Genomic DNA, 22236 nt, shown 5'->3' with positions numbered 1-22236 from the left:
AGGTTAATGGTAATACGCGTGCCGAAACGGGAAAAGGACGGGTGAACTGAAATGGGAGTGTTCAGAAACACGAGCAGCGAGCGAGCAGCGTGCTCGAAGGCTCCGCCATTCGGTCAGTCTCCAAGACCTCCCTCAACTCGAGGGAAAGCTCCGGCTTGAGTTTTCTGCCGAACCCGTTATTCGTGGCGCATCAGTCCGACGCGACACACGGTTGCGCTCTAAAAAACCCCGTTCAGATTTGCGTTGTCACCATGCCAATCTATGAATTTGCCTGCCCCCGCTGCAGGAAGATCTTTAGTTTCCTCTCGAAACGCATCAATCCGGATCGCACACCTTCATGCCCCAAGTGCGGAAGCACACGCATGGACAAGCAAATCAGCCGGTTTGCGCATCTCAAAGGAGTTTCCGAAACTCCCGGCGCCAACATGAATGCGGATGAAGAGGAAGCGTCCCAAGAAGGGCCGATGCCGGATTTCGATGATCCACGCGTTCAGCGGGTCATGGGCGAAATGGAGCGCGATATGGAACATTTGGATGAGAACAATCCCAAACACATGGCTCACATGATGCGCAAGATGAAGGAGCTCTTGCCTCCCGGGTCCGCGCCCAAGGAACTCGACACCGCCATCAAACGGCTTGAGGCCGGGGAGGATCCGGAAAAGATTGAGGAGGACATGGGGGATGTGCTTGGAGATTTCATGGGAGGCCCCGGAGGGGAGGGTGGTTCCGGAGTCGGAGGATACTCACACGACGAAGGCCTCTACGATTACTGATTGTCATGCCGCATCTGCACGACAAGATCGATTTCACCGTGGCCCTTTTCATTGTCGACCGGGGCCGCGTGCTGCTTGTGCATCACCGTCGACTTGATCGCTGGCTCCCGCTCGGCGGTCATGTTGAACTTGATGAGGACCCTGAGCAGGCCGCTTTGCGCGAAGGGAGAGAGGAAAGCGGACTCGAGATCGAGTTGGTCGGTGAACGCCCGCCGACGACCAGCCCTGGCACGCGTGCGCTCATCGCGCCTCGGTTTCTGGACATCCATCGTATCTCGGAAACGCACGAGCACGTTGGGATGATCTACTGGGCACGTCCCGTCTCCGGCAACTTGAGACGAGCGGAAGCAGAGCACCACGATTTGCGGTGGTGCGCGGCGGAGGATTTGGATCACCTCACCCCGCCTGTTTCTTCAGCCGTGCGCTGGTATGCCCTGCAAGCCCTGAAGGAACTAAGTTGAACCTTAAAACGGCAATTGCCCTTAATCCTGGAGACGGCAACTGATCCGCATCGATCTACCGCAAGATCTCGGCGTCAAAGGTCTTTCTCGAGTTTCGATGGATCACCCTGCGGATCCACCGTAACTTTCCGCAGGCCTTTGCAAATCTTCACCCTTTTCAACTGCCGTTCGAAGGAGGAAGGGAATGAGGGAATGGTGACCACGGACGTTTGCAGGAGCCCAAGGCGCGTGCTCACGGTTGGGTCGGAACCGGAACATCACCCGGAGGCGGACCGCCTCGTCGCCCGGAGCCTGCGGGACCAGGTATTCCGTCGGCACCCGGCCCAAGATCGGCATTCATCCCATCCTTGAGGCCTTCTTCGTCGAGGGAACCCGCATTCGATTTGTCCCACTTCAGAAACAACTTCGCAAAACCCTCCTTAAACTCCGCCTCGGTTACCGAGTTGTCCTTGTCTGCGTCCAGCAGGTTGAACAAGGGCCCAGCCACGAAATTGCCGGGTCCGAATCCTCCTCCTCGCCCTCCTCTTCCTCCGCCTCCACCCCCCCCGAAGCCTCTAAAGGCCACCTTCTTGCCCTCGGATTTTCCAGCGAGTTGATCTTTCACAGAAGCGTTTCTCGCGACGACGAAAGGCTTGATTGGTTTGCGCGGTGCCATGGGCGTTCCAAACCCCATCGGATTGGGCGTGACGCTCTCTCCGGCCACGGACTTGTCGAATCGATCGAGTTTAACATTCGATTCCTCTTGAACCGCCCCGCGAATGGCGCTCGCAATTTCGTCCACCTGCCGGTGGAAACGCTGGGGTTCGAACACGGTCTTGGAGAATTCCTCCATCCGGGCAAGATAGATCTTCTTGAACGCCTGGGTTTTGAACACCCGCTGGAGAAAGCGGATCTCGCTGTGCCAGGGTTCGTGAATCGACAGTTGCTCACGCTTCTCCTGGGAGCTCATGAGGTGGAACTGTCCGAACGAATGGTCGAGATCCCAGGGAATGAAATGAAACTTGGAGGTTTCGGGGTGCAAATACACCAAGAAGTTTTGGCCCATGCCCAAAATGCTGTCCAAGGTCGAGAGCCACGTGGTCACCGCCATGAACCGTGCGAAGGCATCCAAATCCAAGAAACCTGCCAGCTTGGATTCGAATTCGGTGTCGCTGGCATGAGAGACGAGTTTGGCAAACTCGATGACGCGCCTCTGTTGGGCGGTCGTGAGTTTGGTTTTGGGATCGTAGGTTTGATGGTACTTGGCCCAATCGTCTCCCATGTCCTCGAAGAGTCGCCTTCCGACGGGTTTGAAGAGGGCTCCCTTTTTAGTGCCGAAATGCACTCGCGCGAAATCGTTGTCAGGATTTTCCACGATCGAGTAGACCCCCCACAGTTTCCGGTCATATTTCCCTTCCACGGTGGCATAAACTTTTGCATATCCCGCGCGCGCCGCCGGCGTGCCGGCGTCCAAAAACAACCGGTGCGAGAGGACCTCGTTCATGTAGCTGGGGTCGGTGACGCAATTATGCAGATTCAGCGTGTCCATTCCCGCCAGTTTTCGTCCCTTCACGTGTTCATCCAATTGGATTTTCAGCGATCGTTTGAGAGTGGCACGAGACTCCATGAAGGTGCCGTTGCCTTTGTAGCGCACTGCGACATTGGTGAAGAGTTGCCCCCCGAACTCGAGGTCCGCCTGGACATAGTCGAATTCCACGCCGGTCATGGCGGAGAGCCCGTTGCGCCCTCCCTCACGTCCGAGAAAATTCATGGCAGGAGGTCCGCCGCGCGCTCCGTCGGCGGGAGGCGCCATCGCGACATTTAATCCCTCACGCATCTGGCTCGAGTTCAGTTTGCCAGCCTTGTCCTTGTCCCACGCGGCAAACCACCGCTCGCTCATGGCTCGAAACTCCTCCTTTGAGAGTTTGGAATCTTTCGACGTGTCTCCCTGCGTCATCCAGGCCGGCGCGAGAAACGTTCCCGGCCCGAATCCGCCGCGTCCTCCCCGTCCCCCGCCGCCTCCGCCCATCGGAAAACCGCCTCCTTTCGGTTCCATGGCCGCGAATTGATCGGCGCGGAATCGAAGATGGATTTCCCAGACCTTTGAGGTGTCGAGCACGTCCGCGGGTTTCGCGCGAGTGAAGTCGGGCGACGCGGCGACGGCGAACATCGAGAAAGAGATGGGGGTGAAGGCTGGAAGGAGCCGGGAGAACAGGCGGGAAAGAAGTGAATGCATGTCGTCGATACCGTTACACTCATTAAGACGGTTTGGAGCTTGAACGGTTACGGGCAAGTAACTCGACGTTTGGACTGGTCAACCAGACAAATTCCACCCACCCCTTCCGCTCGCCGTGCATCGCGAAGTGGTCTGTCGTGTGGCGTAGGCTGCCCGGCATTTCCCACAGCATGGTTTCGGGACAGTTGAACTGGGGCGTTGAATCCTTTACGTTCCGCGCCTGCGCGGCACACCGCAACCGTTCTGCGGCGGCACGCGGCATGATTTATGGCCTTGCTCAACGAACATTACTTCAAACTCAAAGCCGGATACCTTTTCCCCGAGATCGCCCGGCGCGTGAAAGCTTTCTGCGACTCCGACCCCGCGGCCGCCCAGAGGCTCATCCGCTGCGGCATTGGCGATGTCACGGAACCCCTGCCTCCCGCGGTCATCGCGGCTTTGCACCGAGCCGTGGACGAAATGGGTCAGCGCGGCACTTTTCGAGGTTATGGACCCGAACAGGGCTACGATTTCCTCCGGGCCGCGATTGCCGAGAACGACTTTCGCAAGAAGGGACTCGACGTTGCGGATGACGAAATCTTCGTTTCCGACGGATCGAAATGTGACTGCGGGAACATCCTGGACGTGCTTGGGAGCCGCAATCGCATCGCCATCAGCGATCCTGTTTATCCGGTGTACGTGGACACCAACGTGATGGCGGGCCATACCGGGGAGCCTGATGCTTCCGGGGCTTATCCCGGGTTGACGTACTTGGCTTGCACCGAGGCCAACGGGTTCGTGCCCGAGCCCCCCCGGGATCCGGTGGATGTGATTTATCTGTGTTCCCCGAACAACCCCACGGGAGCCGTGGCGACCCGGGCTCAATTGGAGGCTTGGGTGAAATACGCTCTTCAGCACCGGGCGATTATCCTCTACGACGCGGCTTACGAATCTTACATTGTTGATCCGGCCATTCCGCACTCCATTTACGAAATTCCCGGAGCGAGAGAGTGCGCGATCGAATTCCGCAGCTTTTCGAAGAATGGTGGATTTACCGGCGTGCGTTGCGCCTTCACGGTGGTCCCGAAATCGTTGATTGCGGAAACGAGCACTGGCGAGCGCAAGCCGCTTCACCCCCTGTGGAACCGGCGGATGAGCACCAAGTTCAACGGGGTCAGTTACATCGTTCAACGCGCCGCCGAGGCCGTGTATTCGGCCGAAGGTCAGGCCCAAGTTCGCTCGCTGATCGAGCATTATCTGGGCAATGCCAGAATTCTCGTGGCCGGGGCTCGCCAAGCGGGGCTCTCCGTCTTTGGCGGCGTGAATGCCCCTTACATTTGGGTGCAGGTGCCCGCCGGGCTCACGTCCTGGCAAGCGTTCGACAAGATTCTGAATGAAGCCCATGTCGTGATCACCCCAGGCAGTGGATTCGGCTCCAAAGGCGAGGGATTCATCAGGATTTCTTCCTTCAACAGCCGCGCCAATGCCGAAGAGGTTGCCCGCCGGCTGCAAGTCCTCCGATGGTCATGAGGTTTTGTGGTTTAGGAAGGGGGCGAAGGAACGGTCGTGCGAACCGTCGACGCACGGGAGAGGGCTCGCATCCTTCCCGGGCGAATCGCGCGGCGGGAGGGGCAGCATCGTTGAGAGGTGCTCGAGGGTTTGGCGCAGGCTGCCCAGCCTGCCGTATCGCCGACGGCCCGTCGGCCCAGCGGGTTAAGAACGAGGCCGTTCCATGCTCTCCACGCGCCTGGTACTCTTCGTCACCCCGCAGGCTGGGCTGTCTGCCTTACCACGACATCTTGGTCACCGACAACCTCTGGAGGCACCGATTTCCGTTCTGGGTCGCAAACGCGACTTGAACCTAAACGGAGCAGTTGCCCTTGCCGAATCTGCGCAAGGTCTTGGCGATAAAGCCGCTCTGCCCAACTCGACGTATCACCTCATCGGATCCGACTCGTCGTGCATCGTGGCTTTCTCGCTCAAGCCTTGGCGCACCTTCGACACGCTCAACTGCTCCATTTAGGTTGATTTCTGCGGCGCTACGAATAGGATTCTGCGCACAAGGAGTTCGAAAAGCCCCACGGTTCTATACTGTGACATGGAGTGTCGCGAGTTTGGATCTGCGATTCACTGCACTCCCAGGTCAATCCGGATTTGGCGTCATTCTGAATGACGTCCTGGCTCGGAAAGAGGAGGTCATAGCGTCGAGCGTTGGCGTCTTGGGCCACTCCTTGAATCATCCAAGGAGGTCTTGTGCGCCGAATTCAATATCGATCCAAAGTTCTCATCTGGCTTGTGCTCGTGGCAGGAATTGGCTGGTTGGAGAGTTCCGCAGCCGTGCTGCTGGTTGATCATTTCACCTATCCGGACGGGCCGCTGGTTCCCTCGTCCCACGCCCGCTGGTCCTCGCATAGCGGGAAGTCCAACGAACTCGACGTGGTTTCGGGAGAATTGCAACTGACTCAATCCCGAACCGAGGATGCCGGAGCGTGGCTTTCGGGTGCCCCCTTTTTGGAGGACCATCCTTTCAAGGTCTTTTTCGTCAAGTTCCAGTTGAGGTTTCAGTCCATACCCACCGCCGCGGGGGGCGGGTACTTTGCTCATTTCAAGGATGACGCGGGTGGATTTCGGGGGCGACTCTGGACGGTGACACAGGGGGCGTCGGCGGGATCGGTGCGGCTCGGTGTTTCTTGGAGCGGCACGGCACCCACCGGTGTTCATGCCCGAGAGTTCGTCATGGGGGCCCATCACGTGGTGCTGATAAAATTCGAGACCGACAAAGGAAGAGCCACTCTTTGGGTGGATCCGAAGCATGAGAGTGACGCGTCGGTTGTTTCTTCCGACACCGCCTCCGGGATCGATGTGGAACGTTTTGCCTTTCGGCAAAACAGCGGCATTGGTCGAATCGCCGTGGACCGCCTGGTGGTGGCGACGACATTTGCGGAAGCCCTCGGGGATTGGACGCGGGAACCGTCCCTGCCTGAGCTGCTGACCCAACCTCGCGCTTTGACGATCGAGGAGGGCGAATCCGCTGAGTTCAAAGTGGTCGCGTTGCGCGCGACGCATTATCAATGGAAGCGCGATGGAATCGTTCTGCCTGGGCAGACCCATTCCGCTTTGTCCATCCCCCGGGCGGCGGTCTCGGACGCCGGTCTCTATCAAGTGGTGCTCAGCAACGCGACGGCGACTTTGACCAGCGAAGCGGCGAAACTCGAAATCATTCCCCGCGGCGTGTTTGCGCCCGAGGCCATCGCCGGGCTCCGTCGGCGCGTTCTTCCCCCGCTTTTTCTCCCCGAAGCTTCCGAGAATGTCTTTTCCGCCGAGGGCATCGTGACGAGCACGATCAACGTGGCCGGTATAGCCGACGCGAGTTTCTTCCTGCAAGATCCCACGGCGGGCATTGCCGTGTTTTGGAAAGGCGGCGCCAAAGTCTTCGTCCCGCAACACGGAGACAGGGTCCGCGTCATCGCGCCCCTCGGACACTTCAATGGTTTGCTCCAGTTGTCACCTGAAGTGACTCAAAAGAAGCATCACGTTGAAGTTTTGGAGCGGAATCAATCGGTGCCGATTCCCATGGAATTCGATTTCTCAGAGATCAACGATGTCTCGAGGCTGGAGGCTCGCGAGGGTTCGCGCATCGCCGCTCTCGCCGTCGGCTTCGCCTCCAACGCTGAAGAGCTGGTGGCCGGAAGCAGCATTCGGGTGACGAATCGCGCAGGAAGCGGGTTTACCGTTCGGTTGGATTCCCGATTGCCCGAACCCTTGAAACGCCCGAAACCTCCTGGCACGGTGAATATCACGGGAATGCTCAGCCAGTTCGACACGGTCAATCCGCGCACGAACGGCTACCAGATCCTGGTCGATCGGTGGGAAGACATCCGCTCCATTTCCCCGCCTCCCGAGTTGAGTTTGACCAATCGACTCCGGCTGCTTCGACCCGGCGATGCCGCCACGAATCGATTCCTGGAGCATGCGCTTCTGCCGGGAGAACAACTTCATCTGACTGTCGTAGCGCGTGCCGATGCGTCGAAGCTCGTGAACCTCATTCCCCTGTCCGCCGTTCTGCCGGCGACCGCGCAATGGTCGGTTCATCCTCCCGGGAAAGGCGAATCCGCCGCGACCTTCCTCTACACTCCGACCTCCGCGGATGCTGGACGCTTTTGGACATTCCGCTTGAGAGCTCAACATGACGAAGCCACGAATGGTCTGGCTTTCACCGTCTATGTTCCCACGGTTTTGGAACAACGCGTCGTCATCGGCGAGTTTCTCGCCAATCCATCCACGAATGCCGCATCGCCCTTGTTCAATCCCTTGCGTCGCTCCGTTCCGCTCACGCTGGATCCCTCCCTCGATGAATTTGTGGAAATCGTCAATCTCACGGAAGTGAGTCTGGACTTGGCCGGGTGGAGCCTGTCAGACAGCGCCCGGTTGCGGCACCGATTCGTCGAACCCTACGTGGTGGGATCGTCCAATGCCGTCGTGGTCTATGGGGGACCCCTCGGCCGAGCAGGCTTAGCGGCTGAAATACCCGCGGTCCCTGCCAGCGAAGGTTCCGCCGGCCTGGGTTTGAACAATGGCGGAGGAGATTCCATCGAGTTGCGCAATCCCGAAGGCCGATTGGTCTCCCGAGTGGTTTACGATTCCGTGCCCTCCAATGGATCGTGGACCCGATTCCCTTCTCCGTCCGGCGCATTCACCAACCATGCGGCGGTTTCGTCCCGCGCCTTTTCTCCCGGTTTCCAATATGACCTGAGATCCTACGGGCTGCCAGCTTTGGGACTCGTTCGCCCGACTCCAATCCAATGGACTCGAATTTCCGACGGTCTTCACCTCAGATGGACTATTGAACCCGGGAGAAAATACACCGTCGAAAGATCAGAGGGTATTGGGCGACCTTTCGTGGAATTCGACGTTGACCAAGAACGAGGCGAATTCCTGGATCGAGAATTATCCGGTGTATCCAGGTTCTACCGGCTCAAGATTCATTGAAGCTCACGCGTCTTTTCGATCGGTTGAGGGTCACGGTGGCTCGGAGGATTCCAACTGAAGCGCGGGGTTTGCGCCGCCTGAAACTTTGAATACTTGTCGACGCGGATCCCGTCGAGTCGCAGTGCCTCATGACCTCATCGAAATTCAGGTTTAACCCCGGTACGTGATGAGAATTCCGAAATCGTTCAGGATTTGGCGAGAGCCCATGTCCACATAGGAATAATTCACGGTGCACAAGTTGATGACGTTCGCCTCCCCCACTTTTTGAAGGAACGCGGTGACGATTTCCTCGAACCGGTCATGACCCACTTCGATGCATTCCTGCCTGCGGATACACCGAACCCTGATGCTCTTGTCCATTTCTTTGGCGGCCGCGTCGAGCGGCTTCTTGGGTTTCTCGATCAAACTGGGCGCGGGCGTTTCTCTCACCGGGACGGAAAAATGGCGCTCTGACGTCGAAGTCTCGGGTGCCGGAGGAGTGGGTTGCGGAGGAGGAGGGGCGGCCGCGGTGGGCGCGGCTTCGGAAAATGGCACCAAGATAGGTTTGTTGCAGGCCGGGCAACTAATCTGCGAGCCGGAATTTGCGGGATCCGCTTCCAACAACTGACCGCATTCCGGGCATTGAAAAGAAATGTCCATAGAAGAGGGATTCGTCCGGTTCAGGAGCATGGGCAGTTTACCCCTCGGCCTTCGGCTGCGGCGAGTAAAAAACTCGCCGAATCTTTGAACGCGGAGGAAATCCACGCGCCGGGTTCCCTTCGTCGCCCCGCAGGCTGGGCAGCTTGCGCCACAGCAGACAGGGCTGTCTGCGTTACCACGACGACCCGGTCACCGAAAACCTGTGGATACACGGATTCGCTTCTGTGGAAGCTCTTCCCGCTTTACGGTCCGCACCCCGGAGTGCAGCATGGCGGTGAAACATGAAGAACACTCCCACACCACGTCTTTCATCGTCGTTTGGAAAGATCTCCCGCCGTGAGTTTGTCCGTACGAACGGTTTGACTGCCGCCGGGCTTGTCACGGCAGGGCTGGGTCTGGCCGCGACAGGGCCTTGGGTGAGAACCGGACATGCGGCAGCGGTGGGGGCCAATTCGAGGATCCGTCTGGGGGTCATCGGCTGCGGTGGCATGGGGGGCGGGGATCTCGACATGTTTCTCGCCAATCCCGAGGTCGATTGCGTCATGATTGCGGACGTCGACGATACCCGGCAGGCGAAGGGTGCGGCCATCTGCGAAAAGCGCGGACGGGCCAAGCCTGAAACCGTGCGTGATTTTCGCCGGGTTCTGGAGCGCAAGGATGTGGACATCGTGCTGGTCGCGACACCGGATCACTGGCACGCCCTGCCCACGGTCCTCGCGTGTCAGGCCGGGAAGGATGTGTATGTTGAGAAGCCGCTGGCTTCGACGATTGACGAAGGCCGGGCCATCGTTACCGCAGCTCAAAAGCATCAGCGAGTGGTGCAGATGGGGTCCCAGTGGAAAAGCTGCCGGCACATGATCGAGGCCACTGACTTTGTGCAGTCGGGCCGGATTGGCAAGGTGAGCCTGGCCCGCGCGTGGGCGTGGCTGGACTGGCAGCCGGACATCGGACGTCCTGCGAACAGCGAACCGCCGCCGGGAGTTGATTACGACCTTTGGCTTGGGCCGGCGCCGAAGCGGCCGTTCAACCTCAACCGGTTTCATTATAACTTCCGCTGGTTCTGGGATTACGCTGGCGGACTCATGACGGATTGGGGAGTGCATTTGCTGAACATGGCCATGATGGGGTTGCCGGTCGTGTCACCCAGGACCGTCTGTGCGAGCGGGGGCACTTTTGTGCAAACCGACATGCGGGAGACGCCGGACACGCAAATTGCACTCTACGAATTTCAGGACTTTCTCCTGCAATGGGAGCATAAGAGCGGGGTGGGTCTTGGAATGAACGGCCGGTCGTGGGGCATTGCCTGGAGCGGCAGTGAAGGCACTGTCACCATGAACGAAGAAGGCTGGCAGGTGCAAATCGAACGACGTGGCAAAGGCAATTTGGAACCGGCCAAGCATCCGGGCAGTGGCAGCAACGGCCATCCCGCACACATCCGCAATTTTCTCGACTGTGTGAAATCCAGGAAACAGCCGGTGCTGCACGCGGAACTGGCTCATCACGTTTCCACCATCGCACATCTCGGCAACATCGCGTTCAGGTCTGGTTCAAAAATCGAGTGGGATGCCGCCCGCGAGCGCGTCACGAACGATGCGCAGGCCGACAAGTTGGTCGGCGTGCGTTATCGAAAACCCTGGAAATTGCCCTATTCCCAGAGGGCCTGACGGATCGATCCCCGAGTTCGGCGGCCTCTTGCCAGGAGGGGTTATGAATCGGTGGCGAGAGTCTGTTCGTGTGACGAGGCGGGCTCTCGTTTGACGAATCGGCGGCGGTGCCAGTAGAGCCAGAGGAGCGCGGCTAATCCCCAGGCCAGGGAAGCGTAGTTATGGTGGGAGATTTGAATGCGTGGCCAGAAATCAGCGCTGGCGCGCGTCGCGGCTGCGAGAAGGGTCAGGAGGAGCAAGCCTCGCGCAGATTTCGAAACTTTCGAGAAGTCATCGATTTCGCCGCTGTGGCCGAAAAGCACCCGGCTGGCCACAATCATCATGAGCAGGCCGAACCCTCCGATGTAGAGGAGATGTTCGAGAGGCACGCGCCAGACTGGGAAGCACGCCGACAAGGCGAGTCCGGCCACCGCGGTGGGAAGCGCCAGGACCAGTCCTCGGGCCAGGGTGCCCGGAATAGGTTCACCCGGACGCATCTGCCATTGCACTTCGGCCGCCAAGTAGTAGGCCGTGACCAGGGTCCGCATCCAGCCTCCCGCGCGGGGCCATCCGGAGGTCTCGAGGAAGAAGGAGCTGAAAAGCAGGGTGGCCGCCAACAACGCACGAATCCCCCGCGCTTTCGCTTCGGAGGCATGGGCGGCTCCTCCAAAATTCTTTCCCATGATCCGTGGAAAGATGAACGCTCCCACTCCCAGCACCGGTGGCAAGAGGAAGCCTTGATGGAGGAGCAATTGGGCGAGGCGTTTGCGGTCCGGATCGTCCATCCCGCTTTCCTGCATTCCGAGGGCGGTGCCGGCGAGGGCCGAGAGGATACCGGCGAGGGCCAGGATCATCTGCGGGGGTGGCGCGTCTTTGCGGAAGAAAACGATGCGAGAGACGAGACTGCAGAGCAGAGCCCCGAGCAGGGTCAGGAAGCAGGTATCCGCGACGCGGGGAAAGTGGAGCAGGTGAAAGATACCGTTGGCGGAGTGAAGGGAGAAGAGGACGGCGAGTTCGATCACCGTGAGTTTGGGAGCTTCGGCCATGCGAGGACCGGCGGTGCCAAGGAATCCGACGACGAAGGCCCCCGCGAAGGTCTGGATCATGAGCCGGCTATGGACGAACCCGGGGTATTGGAGGAGGAGGCCGCTGTAAAAGAGTGGCCACAGAGCCACGGCGGCGATGCTCCAGAGCATGCCGCTGGCAAAGAACAGACGGAACGGTTCGGCTGCCAGCCAGCGTCCGCGGTCTCTGATGGGGTGAGCCTTGCGGGGCGAGGTTGCGCCGTGTTTCGTGCAAACCGGGAACGCCATGCTTTTAAGCCGCCGGACTCGTGGATGGCAACCCAGGCCCGGAGTCTGGTGAGGTGCTGGGAGGAGTTCCGTCTGTAGGGAGAGTGCTTCGCAGCCGCCCGGCATACACGTTGATAGCGATTTTGAGCAGGAGGGTGTAGAGCATCAGGCCGAAAGCCCAGATTCCGGCCGTGACCTTCCACTCGATCAGGCTCGGCCGGTATTCCACGATTTCGTGGAGGGTGCTTGGAATGAATGCGGGAACAATCATGCCCATGCCTTTCTCGATCCAGATTCCGGCGAAGGCTAGAAAGCAGGCCAGGTTCAAGAGTCGCGGATGCCGGGTCACATTGGGGCGCAGGAGCAGTACGGTGGCGGCGAGAGTAAACCCGATGGAAACCCAAATCCAGGCGACTAATTCCTGATGGCCGTGAAGTCCGAAGTACAAGTATTTGGCCGCTCCCGAGTGGCTGCCGCCGGTGTAGAACTCGACGAAGACTTCGGAAGCGACCATGAGCAGATTGATGAGGATGGTGACGCGCATGATGCCGACCAGCGTCCGAATCGGGCCATCGCCGAAGGATTGCCCGGTAAAATGCCGCAGGATCTGAATCGCCACGACGATAAAGGCGGGGCCGCTCACGAAAGCGCTGGCGAGGAAGCGCGGGCGAGGAGCGCCGTGTGCCAGAAAGGCCGTCCTCCCAGTCCGCAGTAGAGAAAAGCGGTGACGGTATGGATGGAGATCGCCCACAGAATGCTGAGGAAGACGAAGGGGACGTACCAGCGTTTGACGGGCGGCTGTTTGCGAAAGCGGGCATAGAGCAAGTAGCCGCAGATGTGCATGTTGATGAGGAGGTAGCCGTTGAGGACGATGACGTCCCAGGTCAGCATCGAAACGGGGAAATTGAAGCGTCCGAGGCCGGGCAGGAGATGCCAGAAACGTTCGGGGCGTCCGAGATCGCAGACGACGAACATGATGCTCATGACAATGGCCGCGATGGCCAGTAATTCGCCGATGATGACCATGTCGTGCATTTCATGGTCGTGGTAGAGGTAGGCGGGTATGACCATCATGACGCCACCGGCAGCGAGTCCGACGAGAAAGGTGAAGTTGGCGATGTAGAGCCCCCAGGAGACGTGATCGCTCATGCTGGTGACCGCCATGCCATCGCGGACCTGGACGGCCCAGGCGTTGGCCCCGACCAGAAAGATGGCGGTCAGCAGTGTCATCCAGGCGTAGAACAACCAGCCGCCTTCGATGGATTGGCTGAAAGCGTTGAGAACGAACCGGGCGAAAGGTCTCCAGCCCCCGGTCAGGATCCCGTCGGGGGGTGGGGTGGCGATGGCGGCAGGGGTGGGGTTACTCATCGAAGAAGTAGAAAAACTGAGGTTTCAAGCCCAAGTCCTCTTTGAGCACGAACACGCGTTTGTTTTCGAGCACCCAGCGGATTTCCGATTTTGGGTCGAGGAGGTTGCCGAAAACGCGAGCGCCCGTCGGACAGGCTTCGAGGCAGGCTGGCAAGCGGCCTTCCCGGGTTCGATGCAAGCAGAACGTACATTTCTCCATGACCCCTTGGGGCCGGATGCGATTGCTGAGATAGGCCTGGTTGGGATTGACTTCCGCAGCGGGGATTTGGGGCTTGGTCCAGTTGAACCGGCGCGCGTGATAGGGGCATGCGGCTTCGCAGTAGCGGCAGCCGATGCACCAGTTGTAGTCCACGACCACGATGCCGTCCTTTTCCTTCCAGGTGGCTTCCACGGGGCAGACGTCCACGCAGGGAGGGAACTCGCACTGCTGGCATTGGACAGGCATGTAATATTTATCCGGCTGGGGAACGGGATGGTCGTAGTGCGCGGAGCCTTTTTCGAAATCCATGGAGCCTTTGCTCATCTCGAACACGCGGATGTAGCTTTGGTTGGAGGGGCGATCGTGGTTGTTTTCGAGGTGGCAGGCTTCGGCGCATTTGCGGCACCCATTGCAGATGGAAAGATTCAGAGCATAGCCGAATTTGACGCCATCTCCGGCCTTGGGATCCGTGATCGTCGCGTCGGCCCCATACTGGTCTTTGCATTCCCGGGTGAGACGGCGCAGGACCCGGGCCATTTCCTCGACGCTCAGTTCCTTGTAATGCTTCTGGAGGAACTCATCCATGGAGATGTCCTTGGTGAGTTGGGTCCGTGGAGCGAGGGCTTTGGCGTAAGCGGCGGCCCCGAGAGTGGCCCCGAGTGCTTTAAGCATCGAACGACGGGAAAGACCGCCGGAGCATCCGGACGAGTCGCCGCCGCACGAGCAGCCTGCGGATGGAGCGCCATCGGGTTTGGGATGGGTGGGAGGGGTCATGAGGTTCAGTGGCGTGGAGAGGGCGGTTGGACGGAGATTCGATCCCGGGGGGGGGAGCACTGGACGGACCAAAGGAAAGGCCGGCGCGTGAGGGTCGTGGCAATGGACGCAGTGGTTGCGCAGGCGCGGTCCGCGCTCCAGATCCCAATGGCCAGTCATGCCGCCGTGGGATCCGTGGTCGAAGTCACGTTTTTGGGGTCCGTGGCATTGTGCGCAAAGCGCCATGGTTTCGGCGAACGGGATGCGGCGTCCATCCGCCAGGCGGAGCGAGTCGTAATCGTCCGCATGATGACATGCTCAGGCAGCTGAGTGAACCGTGGCGGTAATGCAAGTTTTCGTGGGGGAAGCCCAATCCTTCGCTGGATTGTCGCGCCACGTTAGGGGGTTTGGGAGCGTGGCAGGTCCCGCACGCGACCGTGAGGGGTGTGCCGGAAGGCGAGCGGGCTTCCGTGTGGACCCTGGGCTGGGCGGGGCTTCCGGCCATGTCATCAAAGAGAAGGGGTGGTGGGGGGAGCGCGACGGACGGCGGCGGCGCACTTTTTGTAGTCCGGTTCCTTGGAAATGGGATCAAGATCACCCAAGGTGAGTTGGTTGCACAGCAGTCGTTCGTCAAAGAACGGGATGAACAGTGAACCCCGTGGGGGATGGCCTCGACCGGAGATCCAAAGCGGCAGTCGCAGTTCTCCCCGGCGTGTCTGCACGATCACCGATTCCCCATTGCCGAGCCCTCGATCTTTCGCGTCTTCGGGATGCATTTCCACGTACGCGTGGGGCATGGCGGCATGAAGTTGCGGCACCCGCCGGGTCATGCTGCCGGTGTGCCAGTGTTCGAGCACGCGACCGGTGCAGAGCCAGAAGGGGTATTGGGCGTCCGGGGATTCCGGTGGGGGTTCGTAAGGGGCGAACCAGATTTGAGCACGGTCATCCTTGGTGGTGGAATGGTAAAACTGGATGCCGGCGCCCTTTTTCACGTAGGGGTTGTCGAATTCGGAGAAGCGGAATTTGGTTTCGCGCCATGAACCGTCGGGCTGGCGGGTGACCGGCCAGCGCATGCCCCGGGACCTGACGTATTCATCGTAGGGCGCGAGATCCTTGTGTTTGGCGCGGGAAAACTGGCGGTATTCCTCGAAGATCGCTTTGTCCACGTTGATGTCGTAGTAGCGTTTCCAATCCCAGACGGGAACCTCCGCGCCCTGTTCATTCTTGAACGAGAAGAGGAATCGGCCCGATTTGTCCTTCATGCCGGGGAAGCCGAGATCGTGAAGGCGGCGTGCGACGGCGATGATTTGCCACGCGTCGTCCCGTGCTTCCCCCGGGGGTTGCACCATGCGGAACCATTGTTGGGTGCGGCGCTCGGAGTTTCCATAGAGGCCGTTTTTTTCCACCCACATGGAGGAAGGCAGGACCAAGTCGGCGAGTTCCGTGGTGGCGGTGGGATACACATCGGACACGATGAGGAACTTCCCGGGGATCCGCGCTTTCGGGTCGAAGAGCTTGGCGAGGTTGGGGAGGGATTGACCGGGGTTCGTGACTTGAACCCAGACGGTGGAAATGTCTCCACCCTGGTCGGCAGGCGTGCAGAACTTTTCCCAGAGCAGCGCGGTGTGGTGGCCAATCTTAGGGAGGATGTGGCCTTCGGGCAGGTTCCAGAGTTGCTCCGTTTCGCGCCGATGATCGGGGTTGAGGATCAATCGCCCGCCCGGCAGGAAGTGGCACAGCGTGCCGACTTCGCGAGCGGTGCCGCAGGCACTGGGCTGGCCGGTGAGGGAGGTGGGAGCATCACCGGGTCGTCCGAAGTGTCCGCTCAGAAGATGAACACCGTGGCAGAGCCGATTGACCGCGGTGCCGCGGGAATGCTGGTTGAATCCCATGCGCCAGGTGCTGGTGATGCGGAGGTCGCGCCGCGCGAAGAGATCCGCCAGGAACCGGATCTTTTCCGCGGGAACGCCTGAGAGTTTCTCGACGTGGGCGGGGGTGTAGGGTGCGAGGGCCGCACGGTAATCCGCCAACGTCATGTCTTCGCCGAGGAGTTGCACCGGGGTCGGCGCCGCGGGATCCCGGGGAGCTTTTCGGAACCGGCAATGGCGTTCGACGAAGGCCGCGTCGTGACGTCCTTCTTCGAGCAGGAGATGGGCGATGCCATTGAGGATGGCGAGATCCGTATGGGGTTTGAATTCGAGATAATGATCGCAATGCTCGGTGGTACGCGTGCGGCGGGTGGCCAGGTCAATGAGGGTGACCTTTTGGCCGCGAGCGCGACGATCCAGGACACGGCTGAAGAGAACCGGATGCATCTCCGCCATGTTGTTGCCCCACATGAGGAGGACATCGCAGTGGTCGAGATCGTCGTAACACCCCGCCGGTTCATCGACCCCGTACACGCTGAGGAATCCGGTCACGGCGCTGGCCATGCAGAGCCGGGCATTGGGATCGATGTGATTGTTTGAGAGCCCGCCCTTGATGAATTTATTGGCCGCGTAGCCTTCGGGGATGGTCCATTGTCCGCTGCCGTAAATGGCGAACTGGGCTGGAGCCTCCTGGATGCGCCGGGCGATGACCTCGATGGCTTCCTCCCAGGAAATAGGTTTGAGACGTCCGGACTTGCGCAACAGCGGTCGGGTCAGCCGGTCTTTGCCGTAGAGGGCCAACCCCACGTGGTAACCCTTGGCACAGAGCAGGCCTCGGTTGACGTCGGCGAGCGGGTCGCCCTCGATGGCGACGACTCTCCCTTCCTTGACCCCGACGCGGACATGGCAACCGGTGCCGCAAAATCGGCACGGGGCTTTGTCCCACTGGATCCCGCTTGCATCGGGAAGCGAGGACTTGGCGGAGGCTTGAGTGAGGCGCCATTGGACGGCTGTGCTGGCGGCGGCGAGGGCTGCCAGACGATGAAACTGGCGACGGTTCATCTGGGAATTCATGAGTTGCCGGAATCGGAGTTGGAATCGTTGAAACGAACGTGAACGACATCGACGAACGCCACACCAGGAAGGGCGGCGAGGCGGTCATGCCAATTCCGGCATGCTTCCTCGTCCAAGGCTTCAACCGCGAGGGGAAGCCAAGCATCCTGCCTGGAGCCCGTTGAACATTCCGGCCACTCCGCCAGGCGCGACGGGAGCCGGGAAATCTCTGGGTGATCCGGGTCCAAAGTCAGAACTAAGCCTAGGGTTATCATGGCGTTTCGATCCGAGGTGAGCGTAGACCCGGAAGCGAAGGATGGCGCACCCTCCCTTGGTATAGGGCGCGCAAAATTTGTTGCGCGGTGGTTTGGCGGGTGCGGGGGAGGGAATGATCAAGAAGCCCGATGGGGGAGCGGCGGCCACGATTCGCGCTCCAGCGCGAAGGAGGCCGGCAAGCGGGAGAGTTGCCGTGCCCAGGCACGCCACATCGTGCGCGCGCGGCGAGGATGCTCTCGAAAAATCCGAAGCGGTTGAATCAGGGCGTAGCGCAAAAAGAAAATCGGCCAGACGTGGGGCTGTCCATGCAGCGCATAGAGCGCGACCAGATTCTTCATTTTGTGAAACTCGAGTCCGGGGTCGAACGCGGAGGGGGGCGGATCGAAATGCTCCACCGCCGCGTGGCCCGACAATCGGACCTTGAATCCGAAGCGTTTCAGCCGCAGGGCGAGTTCCGCGTCCTCGTAATACATGAAGAAGTCCGGGTGAAAGCCGCCGCAGTCCAGGATTCGCTGACGTTCGGCGAACAGGGCCGATCCCCCGGCGAAATCGATTTCGACGGTTCCTTGCGCGACGGCCGTTTGCCAGGTTTCCCGGCCCAAGCCTTCCTGTCGGAAAACGGACCCCAGATGAAGCCGGCATCCGGCCGAGTGGATTTCGTGGGTGCCGCGCCGGAACATCACCGGCGCTGCCAGGCCGGTATCCGGATGACGTTCCATGCATTCCCGCAGGGCACTTAGGCAGCCGGGCCGGGTGATCATGTCGTCCTCCGTGAAATAGACCCAGTGTCCGGAGGCTGCGCGGAGTCCGAGGTTCATCCCGCCGGTGAACCCCAGATTTTCAGATGGCCGGATCATGCGGCAGGAGGGGAAGGAGGCGAGCACGTCATCGATTTCGGGCGAGCGCGGGCCTGGATTGTTGACCACGATCATTTCGTCGAGGGGGGGGGACTGCGCCTGCAAGGACTCGAGGGAAGCGCGCAGCATGGCTGGCCGCTCATAGCTCAGCACGACGGCGGAGGTGGTGCGGTTCATGGGGTTGACGGGTGACGCAGGCCGGTCCAGGCGCCCCATTCCCAAGCGCAGCGGTAAGCGGCCATGGCCGGGCCGAGGCGCACCGTATTCAGGAGGGCGCGCAAAGCGATGACAGGGGGAAGGAACCTCCGCTTCGCCTCAACCCCTTTTTCCCGCGCCAGGGCGACGGAAGCCCAGCGTCCGAGGGCGGCGACCTCCGCCAGCGATTCCACGTTGTAATGGGAACAAATGGCTTCACGAATCCAGAGGGCGCGGCACCCGAGTTTGGGGGCGAGGGTCTGATCGTCCAAGTAGCCGATGTCATCAAAGCCGCCCACCCGGTGAAAAGCGGCGGATTCGACGGCGCGAAACACCTGGCTTCCCTTTCGAAACTCTTCGTCGCCGATGACGAGCCGCTCGGTGAGAGGCAGACCGGCTTGCCGCTGCCAGCAGCGGCTCGAGCGGTTTTCCGGATTCGCGACATGTTCGATGGCATGCGCTGTGCCGACCGTTTCAGCGGAGAAGATGGGGGTGACGAGATGCCGGACATAATCCTGGTCGAAGATCATGTCGGCATCGAGAAAAAGCAGGGCCTTCCCGGCGGCGATGCGGGCGCCGGCGGCGAGGGCCCTGGCCTTGCCCGAGTGAAGTTGGGACAGCACACGAACCCCCGATTGAAGGGCGCGTTGCGCGGTATCATCGGTCGAGCCGTCATCGATCACGATGATTTCGATATGGGGATAGGATTGGGCAAGAAGGGACTGAAGGCATTTCTCGACGTGGCGTGATTCGTTGCGAGCTGCGATGAGCACGCTGGCAAGTTTGGCGTCGCGGGCGGAAGAGCCGTGGTCAGTTGGCATCGTGGGGGCGGAGCCCGGCGGCCAATCTAGAAAGCAGGCTTCAGGTTTAGAAGGGCGAAATCAACGGAGAGCCATCGTGAGGGATTGTTTCTTGTGGCAGCCTTGGAAGAGATCTCAGGAGTTCAAGAGCGTTGGCTTGGTTCGAAATCGACCTGGAGTCTGAGACTTGGCTTGTGCGCAAGAGTTGCGCAGTGCGGGGGTGTCGGTTGAGCATAACTTGCGCGGGGAGCAGGAGGTAGGATCGCATGGACCTGGGGTGGATGCGGTTGGGGTTCGCCACCGATTCAATCTACGAAACGATGGACTTCGACGGAATCCTGTGACGGTCATGTGCAACGTGTTTTCAACAAGGGTTTTGCATAGAGATTGATAAGGATTGGAAGGCGTGGGGGGAGAAGGTGGTTTTAAAGATTCCAATTCAAAGAGGACTTGTGGCACGGCGAATGCGAGAGGTGTAACCAAACCCGTGATGTATTCGTCACGAGGAGTAGTTCTGTGCCGGTAGTCGTTCGAATCAAAACACAATGAAGATCAAGTCTATGAAACTCTTGCATGAATTCACCACCATGGCTGCGATGATGGTCTTGGGCATCGGCCTGAGCGCTGTGCCGGTTTCGGCTCAGGACCAGCAACCACAGCGCCAGCCTGGGCAGGGTCGTGGCAATTTCGATCCCGAGCAAATGCGCCAGCGCATGATGGACCGTTATCGGGAGCAGATGGAGGTTCCGGATGACGCCGAATGGAAGTTGATTTCCGAGCGGATTGCCAAGGTTGCGGAATTGCGGATCAGCAACAGTGGCATGGGCGCGATGTTTGGGGGGCGGGGCGGTGCGCGGAGTGGCGATGGTGGCGGCGATGGGGGTGGCCGGCGATGGGGCGGTGGGAATCCCGAGTCGGATGCGCTGCGGGCCGCTCTTGAAGCCAAGGCTCCGGCTCAGGAGATCAAGAACCTGCTCGCCAAACTGCGCGAGGCAAGGAAGGCCAATGAAGCCAAGCTGGAAGCGGCGCAAGAGGAACTGAAGAAAGTTCTGAATGTGCGTCAAGAAGCGGTGGCGGTCATGAACGGATTGCTCCGTTAATCCGCCTCGTTCGCCTTTCCCATGCCTCTGCCTGACATCGAGAGTGCGGAGTTGCGAGCGCTCCTGGAGCGTTTGGTCGCCGGACGGCAGTTGACGGAGCCGGACGCGCGGGCCTTCGCCCTGAGCTCCGTGCGGTCTGGCCGGGGCCTGGCGGCGACCGAGGAAAGCGTCCTCCGCTGGCTGGCGGACGAATACGAGCTCGAGTTCACGACGCTGGAAGATGTGGAGCCGGACAAACAGGTCCTCTCCCTTTTCCCGGCCCGGCTGTTGCTGAAGGAAGAGCTGCTTCCGCTGAGGCGCGTGGATGGGTGGGTGGAGATTGCCACAAGCCGTCTGTTTGCCACCGAGGGGTTGGACGCGCTCAAGACGATGACCGGGCTTCGGCTCGAGCCGGTGCTGGCGCCGCGGGAAGCGGTGCAGCGCGAAATGAAGAAGCGCCTCGGTGTCGGGGCGGACACCATTGACACCCTGGATGTGGCCGCCGGACTCGAGGTGGTGCGCGAAGGGGAAGAAGAGGGCACGAATCTCGACAACGCTGCCGAGGACGCCTCCATCATCCGTTTCGTCAACCAGGTGTTGAAAGACGCGATTGAGTTGAGAGCGTCCGACGTTCACCTCGAACCTTTCGAGCACGAACTTCGCATTCGCTATCGCATTGACGGTGTGCTGCAGGAGGTTCCGGTGCCGGCGCAGATCAAGCGCTTCCAGCCGGCCATTGTGTCACGCGTCAAGATTCTCAGTCATCTCAACATTGCCGAGAAACGGCTCCCACAGGACGGCCGCATCAAGGTCCGCATCGACGAGGCTGAAGTGGATATTCGCGTGTCGGTGATTCCGATGCTTCATGGCGAGGCGGTGGTGATGCGTTTGTTGAGGCAGAATTCAACGCTGCGAGGCATGAATGAATTGGGGCTGGACGCGAGGCCGCTCCGGAGTTTTCGCCGTGTGTTGGGATTGCCGCACGGCATCGTGCTCGTGACGGGGCCGACGGGGAGCGGCAAGACCTCCACGCTTTACACGGCGCTGAACGAGATCAACGACGCGGTCCGGAAGATCATCACCATCGAGGATCCGATCGAGTATCAACTGCGCGGCATCAATCAGATTCAGGTCTCGGAGAAAGCGGGTCTTACTTTTGCGCGCGGGCTGAGGGCGGTCTTGCGCCACGATCCTGACGTGGTGTTGATCGGTGAAATTCGCGATCGGGAAACGGCTCAGATTGCGGTGCAAGCTTCGCTCACAGGTCATTTGGTGTTTTCGACCTTGCACACGAATGACGCACCGGGTGCGTTGACCCGGTTGGTGGACATGGGGGTCGAGCCTTACCTGGTGGCTTCGTCGCTGGAGGCGGTGCTCGCCCAGCGCCTGGTTCGCGTTTTGTGTCCGCATTGCAAGGTGGCGGACTGCTCCCCGACGACGGCGTCGTTCAAAATCTCCGCGGGTTTGGCGGCTGAGGCTGCCGTTTTCAAGGCGGTGGGTTGTCGCGAATGTCGCAACACCGGTTATCACGGGCGGCGCGCGATCTTTGAATGGATGGATGCGGGGTTCGAGGTGAGGCAATTGATTTTGAAGAACGCCTCGAGCGGCGAGATTCGGGAAGCCGCGGTGCGATCGGGCATGCGGACGCTGGCCGAGGATGGATGGCGGCTGGTGGGCCTGGGGCACACCACGCCTGAGGAGGTCCTGCGGGTTACGAAAGATCAATCCGTTGGGGACGCCTCGGGGGACACAAGCCCCATGCTGGCGGTCGCGGAATCCGAAGCGAACGCTTAGGCG

General features: G+C 60.2%; 14 protein-coding genes and 1 pseudogene. 7 read left to right on the top strand and 8 right to left on the bottom strand.

Annotation, left to right across the window (positions count from 1 at the left end):
• Positions 1-251: 251 nt before the first annotated feature.
• Positions 252-773: a zinc ribbon domain-containing protein gene (locus tag FJ404_05365; protein ID MBM3822315.1), complete on the top strand. Its 522-nt coding sequence runs from the start codon at positions 252-254 to the stop codon at positions 771-773.
• Positions 774-778: 5 nt separating this feature from the next.
• Positions 779-1234, top strand: a complete 456-nt coding sequence (locus FJ404_05360) for an NUDIX domain-containing protein (GenBank protein ID MBM3822314.1) — start codon at positions 779-781, stop codon at positions 1232-1234.
• Between the two features lie 232 nt (positions 1235-1466).
• Here the strand turns inward: FJ404_05360 and FJ404_05355 are convergent, their stop codons facing one another.
• Positions 1467-3449, bottom strand: coding sequence for a hypothetical protein (locus FJ404_05355; GenBank protein MBM3822313.1), 1983 nt, complete (start codon positions 3447-3449; stop codon positions 1467-1469).
• Positions 3450-3716: 267 nt separating this feature from the next.
• Between FJ404_05355 and FJ404_05350 the strand changes: the two genes are divergently transcribed.
• Together FJ404_05350 and FJ404_05345 are read left to right on the top strand one after the other, a co-directional pair.
• A complete protein-coding gene (locus tag FJ404_05350) occupies positions 3717-4958 on the top strand; it encodes an LL-diaminopimelate aminotransferase (GenBank protein ID MBM3822312.1) in 1242 nt (413 codons plus the stop codon).
• A gap of 723 nt (positions 4959-5681) precedes the next feature.
• Positions 5682-8417 (top strand): hypothetical protein, encoded by a 2736-nt coding sequence (locus tag FJ404_05345; GenBank protein MBM3822311.1) that lies wholly within the window; start codon positions 5682-5684, stop codon positions 8415-8417.
• Positions 8418-8567: 150 nt separating this feature from the next.
• Here the strand turns inward: FJ404_05345 and FJ404_05340 are convergent, their stop codons facing one another.
• On the bottom strand, positions 8568-8846 hold the full coding sequence (locus tag FJ404_05340) for a hypothetical protein (protein MBM3822310.1): 279 nt from the start codon (positions 8844-8846) through the stop codon (positions 8568-8570).
• Positions 8847-9337: 491 nt separating this feature from the next.
• Here FJ404_05340 and FJ404_05335 point away from each other — a divergent pair, with 491 nt between their 5' ends.
• On the top strand, positions 9338-10720 hold the full coding sequence (locus FJ404_05335) for a Gfo/Idh/MocA family oxidoreductase (GenBank protein MBM3822309.1): 1383 nt from the start codon (positions 9338-9340) through the stop codon (positions 10718-10720).
• Between the two features lie 41 nt (positions 10721-10761).
• Here the strand turns inward: FJ404_05335 and FJ404_05330 are convergent, their stop codons facing one another.
• The 6 genes and pseudogenes from FJ404_05330 to FJ404_05305 all read right to left on the bottom strand — a co-directional run bounded on the left by FJ404_05330 (position 10762) and on the right by FJ404_05305 (position 19381).
• The gene (locus tag FJ404_05330) at positions 10762-12117 is read right to left on the bottom strand and encodes an NnrS family protein (GenBank protein MBM3822308.1); all 1356 of its coding nucleotides are present in this window, start codon (positions 12115-12117) and stop codon (positions 10762-10764) included.
• Positions 12017-13359 (bottom strand): annotated as a pseudogene (locus tag FJ404_05325) (polysulfide reductase). Before FJ404_05325 ends, FJ404_05330 begins: the two are co-directional and overlap by 101 nt.
• Positions 13352-14332, bottom strand: coding sequence for a 4Fe-4S dicluster domain-containing protein (locus tag FJ404_05320; protein MBM3822307.1), 981 nt, complete (start codon positions 14330-14332; stop codon positions 13352-13354). Before FJ404_05320 ends, FJ404_05325 begins: the two are co-directional and overlap by 8 nt.
• Before the next feature lie 488 nt (positions 14333-14820).
• Positions 14821-17253 (bottom strand): nitrate reductase, encoded by a 2433-nt coding sequence (locus tag FJ404_05315; protein MBM3822306.1) that lies wholly within the window; start codon positions 17251-17253, stop codon positions 14821-14823.
• A 371-nt stretch (positions 17254-17624) separates the two neighbouring features.
• Positions 17625-18581 carry a glycosyltransferase family 2 protein gene (locus FJ404_05310; protein MBM3822305.1) on the bottom strand — a complete coding sequence of 319 codons (957 nt, stop codon included), beginning with the start codon at positions 18579-18581 and terminating at the stop codon, positions 17625-17627.
• Positions 18539-19381: a glycosyltransferase gene (locus FJ404_05305; protein MBM3822304.1), complete on the bottom strand. Its 843-nt coding sequence runs from the start codon at positions 19379-19381 to the stop codon at positions 18539-18541. The genes FJ404_05310 and FJ404_05305 overlap by 43 nt, the downstream gene beginning before the upstream one ends.
• Before the next feature lie 539 nt (positions 19382-19920).
• On the opposite strand from FJ404_05305, the gene FJ404_05300 reads away from it, so the two are divergent.
• The gene (locus FJ404_05300) at positions 19921-20460 is read left to right on the top strand and encodes a hypothetical protein (protein ID MBM3822303.1); all 540 of its coding nucleotides are present in this window, start codon (positions 19921-19923) and stop codon (positions 20458-20460) included.
• A 51-nt stretch (positions 20461-20511) separates the two neighbouring features.
• On the top strand, positions 20512-22233 hold the full coding sequence (locus tag FJ404_05295) for a type II/IV secretion system protein (protein MBM3822302.1): 1722 nt from the start codon (positions 20512-20514) through the stop codon (positions 22231-22233).
• The last annotated feature ends 3 nt before the right edge of the window (positions 22234-22236 follow it).

It is taken from the genome of Verrucomicrobiota bacterium (assembly GCA_016871495.1).
Lineage (GTDB): Bacteria > Verrucomicrobiota > Verrucomicrobiia > Limisphaerales > VHDF01 > VHDF01.
This window is presented reverse-complemented; position numbering and strand designations above follow the sequence as displayed.

Coding starts and splice junctions, on each gene's coding strand:
- FJ404_05365 (MBM3822315.1), top strand. CDS start 252: ATGCCAATCTATGAATTTGCCTGCCCCCGCTGCAGGAAGATCTTTAGT.
- FJ404_05360 (MBM3822314.1), top strand. CDS start 779: ATGCCGCATCTGCACGACAAGATCGATTTCACCGTGGCCCTTTTCATT.
- FJ404_05355 (MBM3822313.1), bottom strand. CDS start 3,449: ATGCATTCACTTCTTTCCCGCCTGTTCTCCCGGCTCCTTCCAGCCTTC.
- FJ404_05350 (MBM3822312.1), top strand. CDS start 3,717: ATGGCCTTGCTCAACGAACATTACTTCAAACTCAAAGCCGGATACCTT.
- FJ404_05335 (MBM3822309.1), top strand. CDS start 9,338: ATGAAGAACACTCCCACACCACGTCTTTCATCGTCGTTTGGAAAGATC.
- FJ404_05330 (MBM3822308.1), bottom strand. CDS start 12,117: ATGCCGGGCGGCTGCGAAGCACTCTCCCTACAGACGGAACTCCTCCCA.
- FJ404_05320 (MBM3822307.1), bottom strand. CDS start 14,332: ATGACCCCTCCCACCCATCCCAAACCCGATGGCGCTCCATCCGCAGGC.
- FJ404_05315 (MBM3822306.1), bottom strand. CDS start 17,253: ATGAATTCCCAGATGAACCGTCGCCAGTTTCATCGTCTGGCAGCCCTC.
- FJ404_05310 (MBM3822305.1), bottom strand. CDS start 18,581: ATGGGGCGCCTGGACCGGCCTGCGTCACCCGTCAACCCCATGAACCGC.
- FJ404_05305 (MBM3822304.1), bottom strand. CDS start 19,381: ATGCCAACTGACCACGGCTCTTCCGCCCGCGACGCCAAACTTGCCAGC.
- FJ404_05300 (MBM3822303.1), top strand. CDS start 19,921: ATGAAACTCTTGCATGAATTCACCACCATGGCTGCGATGATGGTCTTG.